The 16376-nt window shown below is 66.0% G+C and carries 17 protein-coding genes; 12 read left to right on the top strand and 5 right to left on the bottom strand.

Going from position 1 to position 16376, the window contains the following annotated elements:
• Complete coding sequence (locus tag ACXJKC_RS12300) at positions 1-606, top strand: TetR/AcrR family transcriptional regulator (protein WP_456697005.1); 606 nt, start codon at positions 1-3, stop codon at positions 604-606.
• Positions 607-718: 112 nt separating this feature from the next.
• On the opposite strand, the gene ACXJKC_RS12295 is transcribed toward ACXJKC_RS12300, so the two are convergent.
• A complete protein-coding gene (locus tag ACXJKC_RS12295) occupies positions 719-1210 on the bottom strand; it encodes an inorganic diphosphatase (RefSeq protein WP_456697004.1) in 492 nt (163 codons plus the stop codon).
• Positions 1211-1346: 136 nt separating this feature from the next.
• Between ACXJKC_RS12295 and dacB the strand changes: the two genes are divergently transcribed.
• The 11 genes from dacB to ACXJKC_RS12240 all read left to right on the top strand — a co-directional run bounded on the left by dacB (position 1347) and on the right by ACXJKC_RS12240 (position 10945).
• Complete coding sequence (gene dacB, locus ACXJKC_RS12290; RefSeq protein ID WP_456697003.1) at positions 1347-2756, top strand: D-alanyl-D-alanine carboxypeptidase/D-alanyl-D-alanine endopeptidase; 1410 nt, start codon at positions 1347-1349, stop codon at positions 2754-2756.
• A 31-nt stretch (positions 2757-2787) separates the two neighbouring features.
• Entirely contained in the window at positions 2788-3834 is a 1047-nt protein-coding gene (locus ACXJKC_RS12285) for a zinc-dependent metalloprotease (RefSeq protein ID WP_456697002.1), read from the top strand.
• Positions 3835-3839: 5 nt separating this feature from the next.
• Positions 3840-4793 carry a tRNA lysidine(34) synthetase TilS gene (gene tilS / locus ACXJKC_RS12280; RefSeq protein ID WP_456697001.1) on the top strand — a complete coding sequence of 318 codons (954 nt, stop codon included), beginning with the start codon at positions 3840-3842 and terminating at the stop codon, positions 4791-4793.
• A gap of 4 nt (positions 4794-4797) precedes the next feature.
• Positions 4798-5355 carry a hypoxanthine phosphoribosyltransferase gene (hpt, locus tag ACXJKC_RS12275; protein WP_456697000.1) on the top strand — a complete coding sequence of 186 codons (558 nt, stop codon included), beginning with the start codon at positions 4798-4800 and terminating at the stop codon, positions 5353-5355.
• Between the two features lie 260 nt (positions 5356-5615).
• Positions 5616-7625, top strand: coding sequence for an ATP-dependent zinc metalloprotease FtsH (ftsH, locus tag ACXJKC_RS12270; protein ID WP_456697062.1), 2010 nt, complete (start codon positions 5616-5618; stop codon positions 7623-7625).
• Positions 7622-8188, top strand: a complete 567-nt coding sequence (gene folE, locus ACXJKC_RS12265; RefSeq protein WP_456696999.1) for a GTP cyclohydrolase I FolE — start codon at positions 7622-7624, stop codon at positions 8186-8188. The genes ftsH and folE overlap by 4 nt, the downstream gene beginning before the upstream one ends.
• Before the next feature lie 40 nt (positions 8189-8228).
• A complete protein-coding gene (gene folP / locus ACXJKC_RS12260; protein WP_456697061.1) occupies positions 8229-9044 on the top strand; it encodes a dihydropteroate synthase in 816 nt (271 codons plus the stop codon).
• A complete protein-coding gene (locus ACXJKC_RS12255; RefSeq protein ID WP_456696998.1) occupies positions 9041-9484 on the top strand; it encodes a nuclear transport factor 2 family protein in 444 nt (147 codons plus the stop codon). Before folP ends, ACXJKC_RS12255 begins: the two co-directional genes overlap by 4 nt.
• A gap of 1 nt (position 9485) precedes the next feature.
• A complete protein-coding gene (gene folB / locus ACXJKC_RS12250) occupies positions 9486-9863 on the top strand; it encodes a dihydroneopterin aldolase (RefSeq protein ID WP_456696997.1) in 378 nt (125 codons plus the stop codon).
• Positions 9860-10423: a 2-amino-4-hydroxy-6-hydroxymethyldihydropteridine diphosphokinase gene (folK, locus tag ACXJKC_RS12245; protein ID WP_456696996.1), complete on the top strand. Its 564-nt coding sequence runs from the start codon at positions 9860-9862 to the stop codon at positions 10421-10423. The genes folB and folK overlap by 4 nt, the downstream gene beginning before the upstream one ends.
• 30 nt (positions 10424-10453) lie before the next feature.
• Positions 10454-10945: a DUF3180 domain-containing protein gene (locus ACXJKC_RS12240; RefSeq protein WP_456696995.1), complete on the top strand. Its 492-nt coding sequence runs from the start codon at positions 10454-10456 to the stop codon at positions 10943-10945.
• Between the two features lie 113 nt (positions 10946-11058).
• On the opposite strand, the gene ACXJKC_RS12235 is transcribed toward ACXJKC_RS12240, so the two are convergent.
• The 4 genes from ACXJKC_RS12235 to ACXJKC_RS12220 all read right to left on the bottom strand — a co-directional run bounded on the left by ACXJKC_RS12235 (position 11059) and on the right by ACXJKC_RS12220 (position 16354).
• On the bottom strand, positions 11059-12717 hold the full coding sequence (locus ACXJKC_RS12235) for a DUF885 domain-containing protein (RefSeq protein ID WP_456696994.1): 1659 nt from the start codon (positions 12715-12717) through the stop codon (positions 11059-11061).
• A 105-nt stretch (positions 12718-12822) separates the two neighbouring features.
• A complete protein-coding gene (locus ACXJKC_RS12230) occupies positions 12823-13965 on the bottom strand; it encodes an NADH-quinone oxidoreductase subunit D (RefSeq protein ID WP_456696993.1) in 1143 nt (380 codons plus the stop codon).
• Entirely contained in the window at positions 13962-15437 is a 1476-nt protein-coding gene (locus ACXJKC_RS12225) for a polysaccharide pyruvyl transferase family protein (RefSeq protein ID WP_456696992.1), read from the bottom strand. Before ACXJKC_RS12225 ends, ACXJKC_RS12230 begins: the two co-directional genes overlap by 4 nt.
• Entirely contained in the window at positions 15434-16354 is a 921-nt protein-coding gene (locus tag ACXJKC_RS12220; protein ID WP_456696991.1) for an SAM-dependent methyltransferase, read from the bottom strand. Before ACXJKC_RS12220 ends, ACXJKC_RS12225 begins: the two co-directional genes overlap by 4 nt.
• Positions 16355-16376 lie beyond the last annotated feature (22 nt).

The following is a 16376-nucleotide window of genomic DNA, read 5'->3' as shown; positions in this document are numbered from 1 at the left end:
GTGACTGTCGGCAGTGAACCAACGACGAGGGCAGAGCGACAGGCGCAGACCAGGCAGAGCCTCATCGCGGTGGCTCGAGACATGTTCCTCACCGACGGATATGCGGCCACCTCGCTCGACAAGGTCGCGGTCAAGGCGGGCTTCTCCAAAGGTGCGGTGTACTCCAACTTCGCGGGCAAGGAAGAGCTGTGCATGGCGGTGCTCGACAGCATCCATGCCGAACAGATCGACGGGGTCGTCTCGGCGTTCTCGCAGGACACCGACCTCGACGGTCAGATCGAAGCCTTCGTCTCGTGGGCCCGCGAAGGCCTCGGCCAGCCGCGCTGGACCGCGCTCGAAGTCGAATTCGGCGCAATCGCCAGGCACAGCCCGTATGTCGCGACGGAGCTGGTCAAGCGGCACCGTGAGATCCGCGAGGCGATCGCCCAGCTGGTTCGTCAGGTCACGACCCAGGCGGGCCTGGACGAGGTTGTCGATGCCGACAAGGCGGCGACGACCTTGCTGAGCCTCGGCATCGGCCTCGGCACGCTCCGCTCTCTCGACCAGACGATCGATGTGGGGATCTTCGCCGACACGATGCGGGCGCTGCTCAAGGGATCGGCCTGAGCGCCTCGTTGGTTGAGGTGCGGAGCGAAGCGAAGCCTCGAAACCAACGAATGTGGTCTCGAGGCTTCGGCCGCGTGCGGCCTGCGCACCTCAACCAACGGTGCGCGGTGGTTCAGTAGCCGCCGTTGGCCTTGAAGCGGTCGTAGCTCGCAACGATCTCGGCCTCGGCCTCGACACGTCCGGTCCAGGTCGAACCCTCGACGGACTTGCCGGGCTCGAGGTCCTTGTAGACCGTGAAGAAGTGCTCGATCTCGAGACGGTCGAACTCCGGCACGTGGTGGATGTCGCGCAGATGCTCCTGGCGCGGATCCTTGGCCGGGACGCAGAGCAGCTTGTCGTCGCCGCCGGCTTCGTCGGTCATGCGGAACATGCCGATCGTGCGGCAGGAGATGACGCAGCCGGGGAAGGTCGGCTCCGACAGCAGGACCAGGGCATCGAGCGGATCGCCGTCCTGGCCGAGGGTGTCGTCGATGAACCCGTAGTCAGCGGGGTACTGCGTCGCGGTGAACAGCGTACGGTCGAGGCGAATGCGATGCGTCGCGTGATCGACCTCGTACTTGTTACGGCTGCCCTTGGGGATCTCCACGGTGACGTCGAAAATCACTGGTGCCTCCGGCGGTTGGTAATCGGGTGTGCGCGTCGAACAACACTGCACGTGGGGTTTCAGTCTGGCGTACGTGAATGGCCCGCGAGACGCCAGGGTCGTAGCGGTTGCCCAGTCCCTGGATAGGCTGGCATGCGTGTCCCGCGACCGAAAGCTTCCCGGATGGGGGCACGTGGCGGCGTTCGCGACGCCTTTGCTCGTGATAGCGCTCATCGTGGGCAGCGGTGTGACGCTGTGGCAGCGCGGGGAACTCAATCGGTTCATCTGCGACGGCGATTGCGGTCCGGCCTATGTCGTCGCACCTGCCGAACTGTCGATCGACACGACGCCGACCCGTGCGCCGGCGTCCGAGCCGCAGCCGGATCCGATCGATCCGGCCAAGCTGGCGGCGGCCGTCGCGCCGGGGCTGAAGGAAGGCGTCCTCGGGCCCCACGTCGGATTCACGGCGATCTCGCCGAAGGACGGGAGTGTCTTGGCATCGTCCGGATCCGGGACATTCGCGCCCGCCTCGACGACCAAGGTGCTGACCGCATTCGCCGCACTCGCCACGCTCGATCCGGGCACCCGATGGGCCACCCGATCGGTGCTCACGGGGGACCGAGTCGTACTAGTGGGTGGCGGCGATCCCTACCTGTCGACGAAACCGGCCCGGGCCCGTGACGATCGGGTGTTCCAGGCAGATCTGACCACCTTGGCCGCGCGGACCGCCGCAGCGCTGAAGAAGTCCGGGCGCACCAAGGTGTCCCTGGGATACGACGCGTCATTGTTCAGCGGTCCCGACGTGAGCCCGGCCTGGTTGGACAGCTATCTGACCGAGAACATCGTGACTCCGATCAGTGCCCTCTGGGCCGATCAGGGCGTCGTCGACGGGCTACGCGCCAAGAACCCGGCGGCCGTCGCGGCCGGATCGTTCAAGCGCCTCCTGGCCGCACGGGGCATTGACGTCACGGGCGAACCCTCGTCGAGTTCGGCGCCCGCTGACGCCATGAAACTCGCCGAAGTGCGCAGCGCGACGGTCGGGCAGATCGTGGAGACGTTGATGCGGACCAGCGACAATCAGGCTGCCGAAGTCGTGTTCCGCCATATCGCGCTCGCCGACGGAGGACCGGCAACCTTCGCCGGCGGCGCCAAGACGGTCCGCGCGGCGCTGTCGGCCGCCGGCATCGATGTCACAGGTCTCAAGATTGACGATGGCAGCGGACTGGCCCGCGGCAACCGGATCAGCCCCACGACTCTTGTCGAGACCATCGCGGCGGCCGCGGCGACTTCGCGCACGTCCGGATTGGCGGCAGACCTGCCGGTCAGCGGTTTCACCGGAACCCTGATCGAACGGTTCGGCGGGCTCGACACCGCGCTCGGCACGGTGCGGGCCAAGACTGGAACGCTGCGGGGCATCCACTCACTGGCCGGATACGCGATCGATCGGGACGGCCGGCAGGTGCTGTTCGCCGTCATGGCTGATCGGGCAGATCAGGGCCGGCCGCTGGAAGCGCGTGCGGCGCTCGACCGGGTTGCCGCTGCGATCGCGTCCTGTTCCTGCGGCTGACCCGTGAGCCGCACGGCGTAACGTGGAGCACATGATCGACTGGAAACTGGCCCTGACGACGGCCACCAAGCTGTCGAAGCCCGGCCCGGAGGCGTCCGCCGCAGAAGTGACCGAGGCGGTCGCCGAGCTGCGTGAGGGAGCCGCCCGTTCCGAGGCGCCGGTCCGTGAATTCAGTGACCTGCACGCGACGTCGGCCACGGCGCCGGTGCTCGTCGTCGACCGGCCGCGCTGGATCGAAGCCAACCTGGCCACATTCGAGGTGCTGATGCAACCCATCGTGGCCAAGGTCGAGGCCTCGAACTCCGCACCGTCGGGCCTGTCCCGGGCGATCGGCCACAAGGTCGGCGGTGCCGAGGTCGGTGCCTTGATGTCGTTCATGTCGTCCAAGGTCTTGGGCCAGTTCGATCCGTTCTGGGACGGGCCCAACGGCGAGGCCGGACGGCTGCTGCTGGTCGCGCCCAATATCGTCCACGCGGAGCGTCAACTGGGTGTCGATCCACATGACTTCAGGTTGTGGGTCTGCCTGCACGAAGAGACCCACCGGGTGCAGTTCACCGCGGTCGACTGGATGCGGGGCCACCTGCGCTCACTGATGGAGGAGTTCGTCGACGCCACGGATCTGGACGCCGCCAAGCTGTCGGCGCTCGTGACGGAGGGATTCGGCGAAGCGGTCCGTATCGCGAAGGGCGATCCCGACGCATCGTTGTCGGGCCTGTTCCACAATGACAAGCAGCGTGAGATCGTCGACCGGCTGACCGGGATCATGTCCCTTTTGGAAGGCCATGCCGACGTCGTGATGGACGGGGTCGGGCCCGAAGTGATCCCGAGCGTCGCGGAGATCCGTCGCAAGTTCACCCAACGTCGACAGGGCGCGGGCAGTTTCGACCGGCTGCTGCGCCGCATGCTCGGCATCGACGCCAAGATGCGGCAGTACCGCGACGGCGCGGCCTTCGTACGTGAGGTCAACGAGACGGTCGGCCTGACCGGATTCAATGCGGTGTGGGCCGAAGCGGCGAATCTGCCCGACAAGTCCGAGATCCTCGACCCGGCGTCCTGGGTCAAGCGCGTACACGGCTGACGACCGTGGGAGGTGCGCTCGACCCGACCGTCGCGCGGGGTCGCAATGAGGTGCGCCGGGTGCTGGCCGATCTCGAACCGGGGGCCGAAGTTGTCGTCGGTGTCTCCGGCGGTGCCGATTCACTCGCACTCGCGGCTGTCACGGCATTCGTGGCGAAGCAATCGGCGTTGACGCTGCGTGCCGTGATCGTCGACCACCAGCTGCAGGCTGAGTCGGCTGCGGTGGCGATCGACGCCCGCAGGCAACTGGAGCATCACGGCATCCCCGCCGAGATCGTCACGGTCGATGTCACGGGAGACGGTGGTCCGGAGGCGGCCGCACGAACCGCCCGCTACGACGCATTGTCGGCGTCCGGTGCCGACGCCGTCTTGTTGGCGCACACACTCGACGACCAGGCCGAGACGGTTCTGCTGGGGCTCGGCCGTGGTTCTGGACCCAGGTCGATCGCCGGAATGATCGAGGTCGACGGGCTGTGGCGTCGCCCGCTGTTGTCGATGCGGCGCAGCGACACCGAGCAGATCTGTCGCGCCAGCGGACTCGACTGGTGGGTCGACCCGCACAACGACGATCCGAGATTTCGGCGCTCGCGGATCAGAACCGAGGTTCTCCCGTTGCTGGAGGACGTCCTGGGCGGCGGCGTCGCGCAGGCCCTTTCGCGCACGGCGGCGCAGGTGCGGTTGGACTCCGCGGCACTCGACTCGCTGGCCGGCCAGGTCGGCGACCCCGATGACATCGCGACTCTGGCCGCCTTGCACCCCGCGATCCGCTCGCGTGTCCTGCGGCGTTCGGCGCTCGATGCGGGAGCGGACGCTTCGGCGCTCGGTTCGAGACACTTGGCCGAACTCGACCGGCTCGTGACCGACTGGCGAGGACAACAGCGCGTCGAGCTGCCCGGCGGCCTGTGCGCGCGAAGAGTGGGGCCTTCCTTGAAGTGGGAGAACACACCTGTGACACAGTGATCCTGTGGATCAGACGCATGTCGCAAGTGACCTTGAACTCGATCAGACGCTCTTCACCGAAGAGCAGATCGTCGGCCGTCTCAAGGAGATGGCCACTGATATCCAGGCGGACTACGAGGGGCAGGACCTCCTACTCGTCGGTGTCCTCAAGGGTGCCGTCATGGTCATGGCGGATCTGGCCCGCAGCCTGGATCGCCACGTCGAGATGGATTGGATGGCGGTCTCGTCCTACGGATCGGGCACCCAGTCCTCCGGCGTCGTCCGGATCCTCAAGGATCTCGACACCGACCTCAGCGGCCGGCACGTCCTGATCGTCGAGGACATCATCGACACCGGACTGACCCTCTCGTGGCTCATCACCAACCTGCGTTCGCGCGGGCCTGCCTCAGTCGAGATCGCGACGCTGCTGCGCAAGCCCGAGGCCCAGCAGATGGATGTCGAGGTCAAGTACGTCGGCTTCGACATCCCCAATGCCTTCGTGGTCGGCTATGGCCTCGACTACAACGAGAAGTACCGCAATCTGCGGTGTATCGGCACTCTCTCCCCCCACGTCTATTCATAACGCCCAGCGCGGCCCCGCATCCCCGCTGGCTGCGTTGCTCGGAGGTCGACGCACAGAACCGGTGCGCCTTCCCTCCGGCGCCTGGCCATCGGGGCGCGGATGCCACGCTTGGTAGACCTGCCAGTCAGAGTTCGCTGATGGCGAACCTGTCAGGGGAACGTTGACAGTGTGTGAGTACGTTCTCTTTATGAATGGTGCTCCGTGTACCGTTCGACTACCGACCAGCACATGAGGAGGAGTGGACCAGCTCCACGCCGTACATGAACTTCAAACGCCTCTTCAAGGGCCCCTGGCTCTGGATCGTCCTGATCACGATCGCCGTCCTGACCGTCATCTCCCTGACGTCGTCCGCCGACGGATACAAGTCGGTCAAGACCGCGACGATGGTGACGTACCTCGACACCGGCAAGGTACGCGACGCCACGTTCGTCGAGGGCGATCAGGTCATCCAGGCGACCCTGGTCGACGGCAAGAAGGTCAAGTCCAAGTTCCTCAATGACCAGGGCGGGCGTCTTGTCCAGCAGTCCGAGAAGCTGATCCTCGACAAGAAGCTCAAGTCATTCGACGTCGAGGTCCCCAAGACCAATCCGTTCTTGTCGCTGCTGTTCACGATCTTGCCGTTCATCCTGATCTTCGGCCTGATCATCTTCATGATGAACAATGCCGCCGGCGGTGGCGGCCGGGTCATGCAGTTCGCCAAGTCCAAAGCCAAACTCATGAGCAAGGACACCCCCAAGACGACGTTCGCCGATGTCGCGGGATGTGACGAGGCGATCGAAGAACTCGGTGAGATCAAGGAGTTCCTCCAAGAGCCCGCCAAATTCCAGGCCGTCGGTGCCAAGATCCCCAAGGGCGTCCTGCTCTACGGACCTCCCGGCACGGGTAAGACGCTGCTCGCACGCGCCGTCGCAGGCGAGGCCGGCGTCCCGTTCTACTCGATCTCCGGTTCCGACTTCGTCGAGATGTTCGTCGGCGTCGGCGCTTCACGTGTGCGTGACCTGTTCGAGCAGGCCAAGGAGAACGCTCCGGCCATCGTGTTCATCGACGAGATCGACGCGGTCGGACGCCACCGCGGCACCGGAATGGGCGGCGGCCACGACGAGCGCGAGCAGACCCTCAACCAGCTCCTGGTCGAGATGGACGGCTTCGACGTCCGCGGCGGCGTCATCTTGATCGCGGCGACCAACCGGCCCGACGTCCTCGACCCGGCGCTTCTGCGTCCGGGCCGCTTCGACCGGCAGATCGGCGTCGAGGCGCCCGACCTCGCCGGACGCACCCAGATTCTGAAGGTCCACTCACGCGGCAAGCCCATCGCACCGGGCGTCGACCTGGAGGCCATCGGCCGCCGCACCCCCGGATTCTCCGGTGCCGATCTGGCCAATGTCCTGAACGAGGCTGCACTGCTCACGGCCCGCAACGGCGCCAAGCTGATCGACAACGCCGCTCTCGACGAGGCCATCGACCGGGTCATCTCCGGCCCGCAGAAGCGCAGCCGTCTGATGAACGAGGACGAACGGCGCATCACGGCGTACCACGAGGGCGGACACGCACTGGTGGCCGCAGCGTTGCCGCAAAGCGATCCGGTCCACAAGATCACGATCCTGCCGCGCGGGCGCGCCCTGGGTTACACCATGGTGCTGCCCGATGAGGACAAGTACTCGCAGACCCGTGCCGAGTTGCTCGACAAGCTCGCCTACATGATGGGCGGCCGGGCGGCCGAGGAACTCGTGTTCCACGATCCGACCACGGGCGCGGGCAATGACATCGAGAAGGCCACCAACCTGGCCCGCGCGATGGTCACGCAGTACGGCATGACCGAACGTCTCGGTGCCGTCCGTCTCGGCGAGAACGAGTCGCAGCCCTTCCTCGGTCGTGACATCGGTCATTCGCGCAACTACTCCGAAGCGGTCGCCGCGGTGGTGGACGACGAGATCAACAAGCTGATCGCCTTCGCCCACCAAGAAGCGTTCGACATCCTGCACGAGAACCGGGACGTCCTCGACGCGCTGGTCGTCGAGCTGCTCGAGAAGGAAACGCTCGACAAGGGCCAGGTCGCCACGATCTTCGAGCCCCTGCGACGCCGGTCGATCCGGCCGGCCTGGACGGGATCCGACACCCGGGTCCCCGATACCCGCCCGCCGGTCGACCACATTCCAGGACGTTCCTACAGCGGCAACACCAAGACGCCGATCACGGTGGGACCCGACTCGGGTGTTGACGCTCCACCGCCGGCAGGGCCGCCGATCCACGACGATCAGGCCCCCACATGACCGTTGACCGTCCACGGGCCGAAGCGGCGATCCGTGAGCTGTTGTTCGCGGTGGGCGAAGATCCTGACCGTGAAGGTCTGCGTGACACTCCCCAGCGGGTCGCCAAGTCGTATGAGGAGTTGCTGGCCGGTCTCGACCAGGATCCCGACGACGTCCTGACGGCGGTCTTCGAAGTCGGCCACGATGAACTCGTCCTGGTCAAGGACATCGAGCTGTGGTCGATGTGCGAGCACCATCTGGTGCCGTTCTTCGGCAAGGCGCACGTCGGCTATATCCCCACCGAAGGCGGTCGAGTGACCGGATTGTCGAAGCTGGCCCGGCTCGTCGACGTCTTCGCGCGACGCCCGCAGGTGCAAGAACGTCTGACAACCCAGATCGCCGATGCGCTCGTGACGCACCTGGAACCGCGCGGTGCCATCGTGGTGCTGGAGGCCGAGCACCTGTGCATGGCGATGCGAGGAGTCCGCAAGGGCGGTGCCAAGACCATTACGAGCGCGGTGCGGGGCCAGTTGCGCGATCCCGCCACCCGCGCCGAGGCCATGGGCCTCATCACGGGGCGCTAATCCCTTGATCGCCGGCACCGCGCAGGACCGCTGCCTCGTGATGGGCGTCGTGAACGTGACGCCCGATTCATTCTCCGACGGCGGCAAATGGCTCGATGCCGACACCGCGATCGGACACGGTCTCGCTCTTGTGGCAGCCGGTGCGGATCTGATCGACGTCGGCGGAGAATCGACCAGGCCCGGGGCATTGCGCATCGATGCGGCCGAAGAGCTGCGCAGGGTCGAGCCGGTCATCCGCGGGCTCGTCGCGGCCGGCGCGATCGTTTCGGTCGACACGATGCGCGCCTCGACCGCGCGCGCTGCCCTCGGTCTGGGAGCGGCGCTGATCAACGACGTCTCGGGCGGCCGGGCCGACCCTGAGATGATGTCGCTGGCGGCTGAGAGCGACTCTCCGGTCGTCCTGATGCACTGGCGTGAGCACTCCGACCAGATGCAGCAGCACACACACTATGAGGATCTGATCGTCGATATCTGCGCCGAACTGATGGTCCAGGTCGATCAAGCGGTGTCGGCAGGTGTCGATCCGGCCCGGATCGTGCTCGATCCGGGACTGGGATTCTCCAAGACAGGTGAACAGAACTGGAAGGTTCTGGCTCATCTCGATGAATTCATCGCCTTGGGATTTCCGTTGTTGGTTGCCGCCAGCCGCAAGCGGTTCCTGGGTGAACTGCTGGCCGAAGCGGCCGAACTGCGTCCTATCGATCAGCGCGACGCCGCGACCGCGGCGGTCAGCGTCATCGCGGCCGACAGCGGAGCCTGGTGCGTCCGGGTCCACGATCCGGCTCCCTCCGCCGATGCCGTGCGGGTGTCCGCCCGGATACGTCAGGACCGGTCGGTCGCGGAGGTCGGCACATGAGCGAGACCGCACTGGCCGTGCATCGGGCGTTCTACGACGCCGTCGAGACCGGGGACGTCGATCTGATGGCGTCGCTGTGGGCCGACGATCCGCACACATCGTGCGTTCACCCCGGCGCGCTTCCCCTCCGCGGCACGAGCCAGGTACTCCGGTCGTGGACCGTCCTGATGGCCAATGTCGGCTACATCCAGTTCTTCTTGACCGACGTCGAAGTGCAGCTGTTTCCGCCTGAATCGGATGATCCGACGCTCGCGATGATCGTGTGCACCGAAAATATTTTGTCTGCCGAGGGAATGTCGTCGCCGGAGGCCTTCCGAGGCGGCAAGGCGGTATGCACGAGTATCTTGGTACGCGACCGGTCTGGTGGGCGGACGGCCGGTGACTGGAAGTTCTGGTCGCGGCACGCCTCCCCGATCGCCGAGATCATGGGAGAAGACTGACGTGAGTGTTCCACAAGGCCTCGACCGCATCGACCTGCGCGGAATCTCCGCCCACGGGTACCACGGCGTGTTCGAGGACGAGAAGCGCGACGGACAGACTTTCATCGCTGATGTGAGTCTGGGTCTCGATCTGGGGCCCGCGGCGCGCGAACATGATCTGACCAAGACAGTGCATTACGGCATCTTGGCCCAACAGATACACGATGCGATTGTGAGCGATCCGGTCGACCTGATCGAAACGCTCGCGCTCCGTATGGTGGACTTGTGTTTGGCCGAAGAGTCGGTTCAATGGGTTAGCGTGACGGTGCACAAGCCAGAAGCGCCCATCGCGGTGACGTTCGAAGACGTCGCCGTCACGATAGAGCGGAGCAAACTGTGACCGAAGCACCCACCCCGTACGTCCTTGACGCCGACACGATGACGGGCGGCATGCGCCCCATTCGTCAGGCGGTCCTGGCGCTCGGCTCCAATCTGGGTGACCGGCATGGCAAATTGCAGGGAGCCGTCTCTGCCCTGGAGGACACCCCCGAGGTCACGATCGTCGCGATCTCGTCGGTGTACGAAACGGAGCCAGTCGGCACGCCCGACGACGCCGGTAAGTTCCTCAACGCAGTCGTCCTGATCGACACGACCTTGACCGTGCACACACTGCTCGACCGTGCCTTGGCGATCGAGGACGCGTTCGGCCGGGTCCGGTCGGAGCCGGGAGCTGCACGCACCCTCGATGTCGATGTCATCGTCGTGGGCAACCGGGTCGCCGAGGACGAGCAACTCGTCCTGCCGCATCCGCGGGCCCATGAGCGCGGTTTCGTGCTGGTCCCGTGGCTCGAGATCGATCCCGAGGGCGAGATCCCGGGCAAGGGCTTCGTGGCCGACCTCATCGGTGGCGTCGACACTGCCGGTGTCGTCAAGCGCGAGGACCTCGAGATCATCTTGTGATCGCCCCGAGCTGATCGCAGTTTCGCTTCCATGAGGATGTCCAGACCGACGCCGGTTCTGCTGATCGTGGCATTGATCGGCGTCGGGCTCGTCGCGGGTCGACTGACCCCGCCTATCGTCGTGCGGTTCGACGGCACAGTTCCCCGTCTGGGCTGGGCGGCGCCGTTGATGTTGCTGGCCGCGGCGGTCGTGGTCGGCATCTTCGCGTGGAACACGTGGCAGAGCCTGCACAAGAAGCAGGAACGGATGACGGCCGACTACGGCATCAAGATGCTGTCGCTGGCCAAGTCATGCGCGATCGTCGGTGCCATCGTGGCGGGCTTCTACGGCGGCTTCGCTCTGGCTTATGTCGACAGTCTCGACTCGACTCTGGGCAAGGAACGTTTCATCCGTGGCCTGGCGGCCGCGGTGGCGAGCCTGATCCTGCTGACCACGGCGCTGCTGCTCGAACGCGCCTGCCGGCTCCCCGACGATCCCGATGACGAGGACGCCCCGCCCACCCCACCGCTCGCGAGTCACTGAGTTACCCCTCGCGAGTCACGTGGTTACGGCTCGCGAGTCACTTGGCTACATCGCGTGTAACTCAGTGACTCATCGGCGGTAACCGAGTGACTCATCGGCGGTAACCGAGTGACTCATGAGCGTTGGGGGCTGAGGAGAGCCTTGCGGAGGGTTCCGAGCCCCACGCTGCCCACTGCCAGGGCCTGGCGGTGGAATGGCTTGAGATCGTCGCCATGGACGGCCACCCAGTCGTCCCTGAGCTGCTCCCACATGCGCTGACCGACCTTGTACGACGGTGCCTGTCCGGGCCAGCCGAGGTAGCGGTTGACCTCGAAGCGGACGAATGCATCGTTCATGTTGACGTGCTGAGCCATGAACGTGAAGGCGTCCTCACCGGTCCAGGTTCCGCTGCCGTCGGGCTTGGGCTTGCCCAGGTGGACCCCGATGTCGAGGACGACCCGTGCGGCGCGCATGCGCTGACCGTCGAGCATGCCGAGTCGATCGGCCGGATCGTCGAGATAGCCGAGATCGGACATGAGACGCTCGGCGTACAGCGCCCAGCCCTCGCCGTGTCCGGAGTTCCAGTTGAGCCGGCGCCAGCCATTGAGCTCGGCGCTGTTGTGCACCGCGATCCCACACTGGAGATGGTGGCCGGGAACGCCCTCGTGATACACCGTTGTGAGTTCGCGCCAGGTGTCGAACTCGGTGACCCCCTCGGGGACGCTCCACCACATCCGACCGGCTCGGGAGAAGTCCTCGCTCGGCGGCGTGTAGTAGATACCGCCCTCGTCGGTCGGCGCGATCATGCATTCGAGTCGGCGCATCGGCTCGGGGATGTCGAAGTGGGTCCGGCCGAGTTCAGCGACTGCGCGATCGCTCGTCTCCTGCATCCACTTCTGGAGGGCGTCGGTGCCGTGGAGTTTTCGCGCCGAATCGGTCTCCAGGTGCGCGATGGCCTCGGCGACTCCGGCTCCGGGGAGGATCTCTTGTGCGATGTGCTCCTGCTCGTCGACCATGCGGCGCAGTTCCTCGATTCCCCACTCGTAGGTCTCGTCGAGATCGATCTCGGCTCCCACGAAGTCTCGCGATGCCAAGGCGTAGTGATCGCGCCCCACCGCATCGTTCTCGGCGGCGTGTGGTGCCAGGTCGTCTTCGAGGAACCGCACGAGCGACGTGTAGGCCTCGGCCGCCTCACGGGCGCCCTCGGCGAGATCTGAGCCGAGGGCCGCAGGGACGTCTGCGCGGGCGGCCAGCTCGGCGAAGAAGCTGTCGCCGCCGGTCTGTTTGCGGGCTTGGTCGAGAACCTCACGCACCTGGCGGATCGCGGGGACGTTCCCGGTGGCGATGCCGATCCGCAGCGAGTTGAGGTAACCGTCCATCGCGGCCGGGATGTTGCGCATTCGGCCGGCGATGTGCGACCAGTCATCGTCGGTCTCGGTGGACATCAGGTCGAAGATGTCACGCAGTTCCTGAGGCGGCGAGGCGATGACATTGAGGTCACGCTGCCAAAAGCCGGCCTCGACCTTCTCGACGTCCAACTCGAGCGTGCGGATCAGCTCGGCCTGCGTGATGGCGTCGACGTCGTCGTGCACCTCGGCACGGCGAACGCGCGCGAGCATCCCCCGGGCTGCCTCGGCGTACGCTGCGACGCCGTCGGGGGAGCGGTCGGCGTAGTCGGACTCGCGACCGGGCCTACCCAAGTGCACGTGGAGCTCCGGCTGCAGATCCAGGAGGGTGTCGAGCCAAGTTTCGGCGAGATCGTCCATAGGGGTCGCGATGCGCTGCTCAGTCATCCCCCGACCCTAACGCTCGCGAGTCACTGAATTACAGGTCGCGAGTCGCCTGGTCGCACCTGAGTGACTCGCGGGCGGTAATTGAGTGACTCATCGCGGGGAGGGCTATTTGTCGATGTCGCCGACGACGAAGAACATCGAGCCGAGGATTGCCACGAGATCGGCGACGACGGTCCCGCTGACGATCTCGGGCAGCACCGCGACATTGTTGAACGACGCCGATCGCAGTTTGAGCCGCCAGGGGGTCTTCTCTCCGCGGGAGACCAGGTAGTAGCCGTTGAGACCCAGCGGATTCTCGGTCCAGACGTACGTCGAACCCTCGGGTGCCTTGAGGATCTTGGGTAGCCGGACGTTGACGGGTCCGGGAGCCAGTTCGGCCAGCCGGGCCAGGCACGCATCAGCGAGGTCGAGCGACACCTTGGTCTGCTCCAGCAGCACCGCGAACCGGGCGTGGCAGTCGCCGGCAGTCATGACCGGGACCCGCAAGACGTCCTGCAGTTCGCCGTACGCGAGATACGGCTCGTCACGGCGCAGGTCGAAGTCGAGCCCCGAAGCACGTGCGATGGGACCGGAGACGCCGTACGACTCCACCAGCGACGACGAGAGCACGCCGACGCCGACGGTGCGGGCGCGGAAGATCTCATTGCCGAAGATCAGGTCTTCGAGTTCGGTCAGCCGGGTGCGGACCGTGGCGATCGCAGCCGACGCGCGTCCGGTCCAGCCGGCCGGAATGTCCTCCTTCAGCCCGCCGACCCGGTTGAACATGTAGTGCATCCGGCCGCCGGAGACTTCCTCCATGACCTCTTGGATCGTCTCGCGTTCACGGAATGCGTAGAAGACCGGTGTGATCGCACCGAGCTCCAGCGGATAGGAACCGAGGAACATCAAATGGTTCAGCACCCGGTTGAGCTCGGCCAGAAGCGTGCGGATCCAGGTCGCCCGTTCGGGCACCTCCATGCCCAGCATGTCTTCGACCGCGAGCGCGACGCCGAGTTCGGAGGAGAAGGCGCTCAGCCAATCGTGTCGATTGGCCAGCATGATGATCTGGCGATAGTCCCGCACTTCAAAGAGCTTCTCGACGCCCCGATGCATGTAGCCGATGATCGGCTCGCAGGCCCGCACCCGTTCGCCGTCCAGCGTCAGTCGCAGGCGCAGCACACCGTGCGTGGCCGGGTGCTGGGGACCGATGTTGAGCACCATGTCGGTCGTGGCGAAGCCGGCGCCGACGCTCGCGGTGACTTCGGTCATGGGCGACCGAACGCTCGCCGGATCTTGCGGAACAGTCGCTGCGTGAAGCCCCAGGGTGAGCGCCGTTCGATGCGCTCGAGCCGGGCGTACAGCTCGTCGATCTGGCCCTTCTGGCCGGCCAGTTTCTCGGCGGTCTGAGCTTGGATGCGGGCGTGGCGGCTGCCGGCACCATTCCACGGCGGGTGCGCGAACGGCAACTCATAGGCCTGGGGGTGGCGGGTGATGTCGAGGACCATGCCGTCGCGCAGCCATTTGAGCCTCGAGGCGATCTCATGGCCGTCTGAAGCGATCAGCGGGTGCACGGGTCGGGGGAGTTTCGCCGCGGCCAGACGTTGATCGAAGTCGCCGGTTCCATTGCCTTCGGTCCAGATGTGCTGCAGGCCGTTTCGTTCGAGGAATGCGGTGTAGCGGTCGAAGCCCTGCGGAAGCGCGGAGTTGAACGCGGACAGGTCTGTGGCCTCGTAGAGTTCTTCGGCCCGTAGATCGGCGTTGAACGAGGGCATCGTCGTGAACGGCATCTGGTGGTACTCGGCGAGTTCGAGGGTGCGGGAGTCATGTGCCAGAAGCATCGCGGGGGTGCCGCCCAGCAACGCGGCGACATTGCCGTGGAACCGGGTGCCGTACGCGAAGTCCTGCGTGGCGCAGAAGTCGTACCAGGTCCAGGTGTCGAGGAACAGGCGCATACGGTCCTGCTGATAGATCGGATGCTCGAGGTGCACCGGCACCAGGGGGTCCTCGACGTGCGGGAATGGTGTGCCCCAGAGCAGCAGTCGCAGGTCATGGGCGTCCTGACCGATATAGGTCAGGTTCGGGTGCCGCCCGGCCTGGGCGGTGGCGAAGGCGCCGATTCCGGGGACCTCCGGCGTCAGATTGAGCGCGAGCGGGCTGTCGGCGGTGATCCGGTCGACGCGCTTGTCGACCCGGAAGTCGCGACCGTGCAGGAACAGCGACGGGCACCCGATGACGTCGATCGACGATTCGGGGAAGCCGAGCTCGAGCAGGTACGAGCGGGTGAACTCACCGCGCACGCCTATCGAGGCCGACCGGTCGAGCACCGCGCCGACGAATCGTTTGACGGTGCCGGCGATCGGCTGCAGTGACTCGATGCCCTGCCCGTGGGCGGCCTGCGCGCCGATGCCCGTCACAGTCACCGGGATGTCGAGTCCCTCGATCAGTTCGGCGAGTCGGTCGAGACGGGGCGCGAACTCCGGCCGGAACGCATTGGCCAGTGGCACCACGAAGTGATCGAACTCGGCGTTGATCCGAGCGGCATCGCCTCGCTCGGGTGCCACCCGCTCCGACAGCGTCCCGTTGGAGACCAGTTCGGCACCGTCGATCGCGAGCGCTTTCCAGACCGAATGCTGGAACAGGTAATTGCCGCTGTTGGAGTTGAAGACGTCTTGCGTCAGGGTCGACTCGGCCACGACCGGGGTGAACGGATCTTTACCCGAACGGATCAGCAGACGAGTCATATCGCAAGTGTTCCATGCCCGGCGGTGTCGGTGATGATCCACCAGAAGTCTCCGAGGCCGCCGCGGGCGAGCAACTCTGCGGCCTCACCGCTTCGGCTCAGTGCCCGTACGTACGCTGCGGGGTCTGCGCGCGCCATTTCGATGGGTGGACGGGCACCGTCGAGGCCGAGTCTTCCCAGCGCTTCGCGTTGTCGCAGCAGTCGTCCCCCGCACTCCGCGGCAACCGAGTCGACGGCCACATGCGCCGTGATGTCGCGGCTGCCGTCGGGGACGACGTCGACTTCGCGTCCCTGCAGGAAGGATGTGAGCGTGCCGAACGGCGGACGGTCGTCTGCGAGGTGTCCGTAGTCGATCGCGACCGCGATGCCGTCGACCCGGGCGACGGCATCGGCCCAGGCGGCATCACGTGCCGCCCCGATCTCGGCTCGCTGGCCGTCCTCGGTCAATGGCCACCATTGTTCGAGCCAGTCCGAATCGACCGGCTCACCGAGCGCCTCTTCGCCTCCTCGAGGGGCGACAAGTACCTCGCGAGCGGTGCCGGTGGAGCGTTCGATGACGGGCACGGGCACGTTGTCGAGCCATTCGTTCGCGATCAGGAGACCGTCTATCCGGGCCGGCAAGGCATCGAGCCAGTCGATCTCGGCAGGCAGACCGGAAGGTCGCGGCGCCTTCTCGACCCCGATCAGCCGCACCTCCGGAAGCAGCTCGCCCAGGGTCCGGAGCAACTCCCCGCCGCCAGCACCGAGGTCGACCACCGTGGCGGCGGACGTCCGTCGGGCCAGCTCGGCGATCGCCTCGGCGAACAGTGCGATGTGGGCGCTGGTCCGGAAGTGATCGGCGGGGCGTGACGTCCGGAAGAAGCCGCCGTCGCCGTAGAGAGCCTGCTCCCACGCTGCACGCCACGGGAGCATCGTCATGAGAGCAGGCTAGACCCCGTCC

The sequence above is a fragment of the Aeromicrobium sp. P5_D10 genome (assembly GCF_054049535.1).
This window is presented reverse-complemented; position numbering and strand designations above follow the sequence as displayed.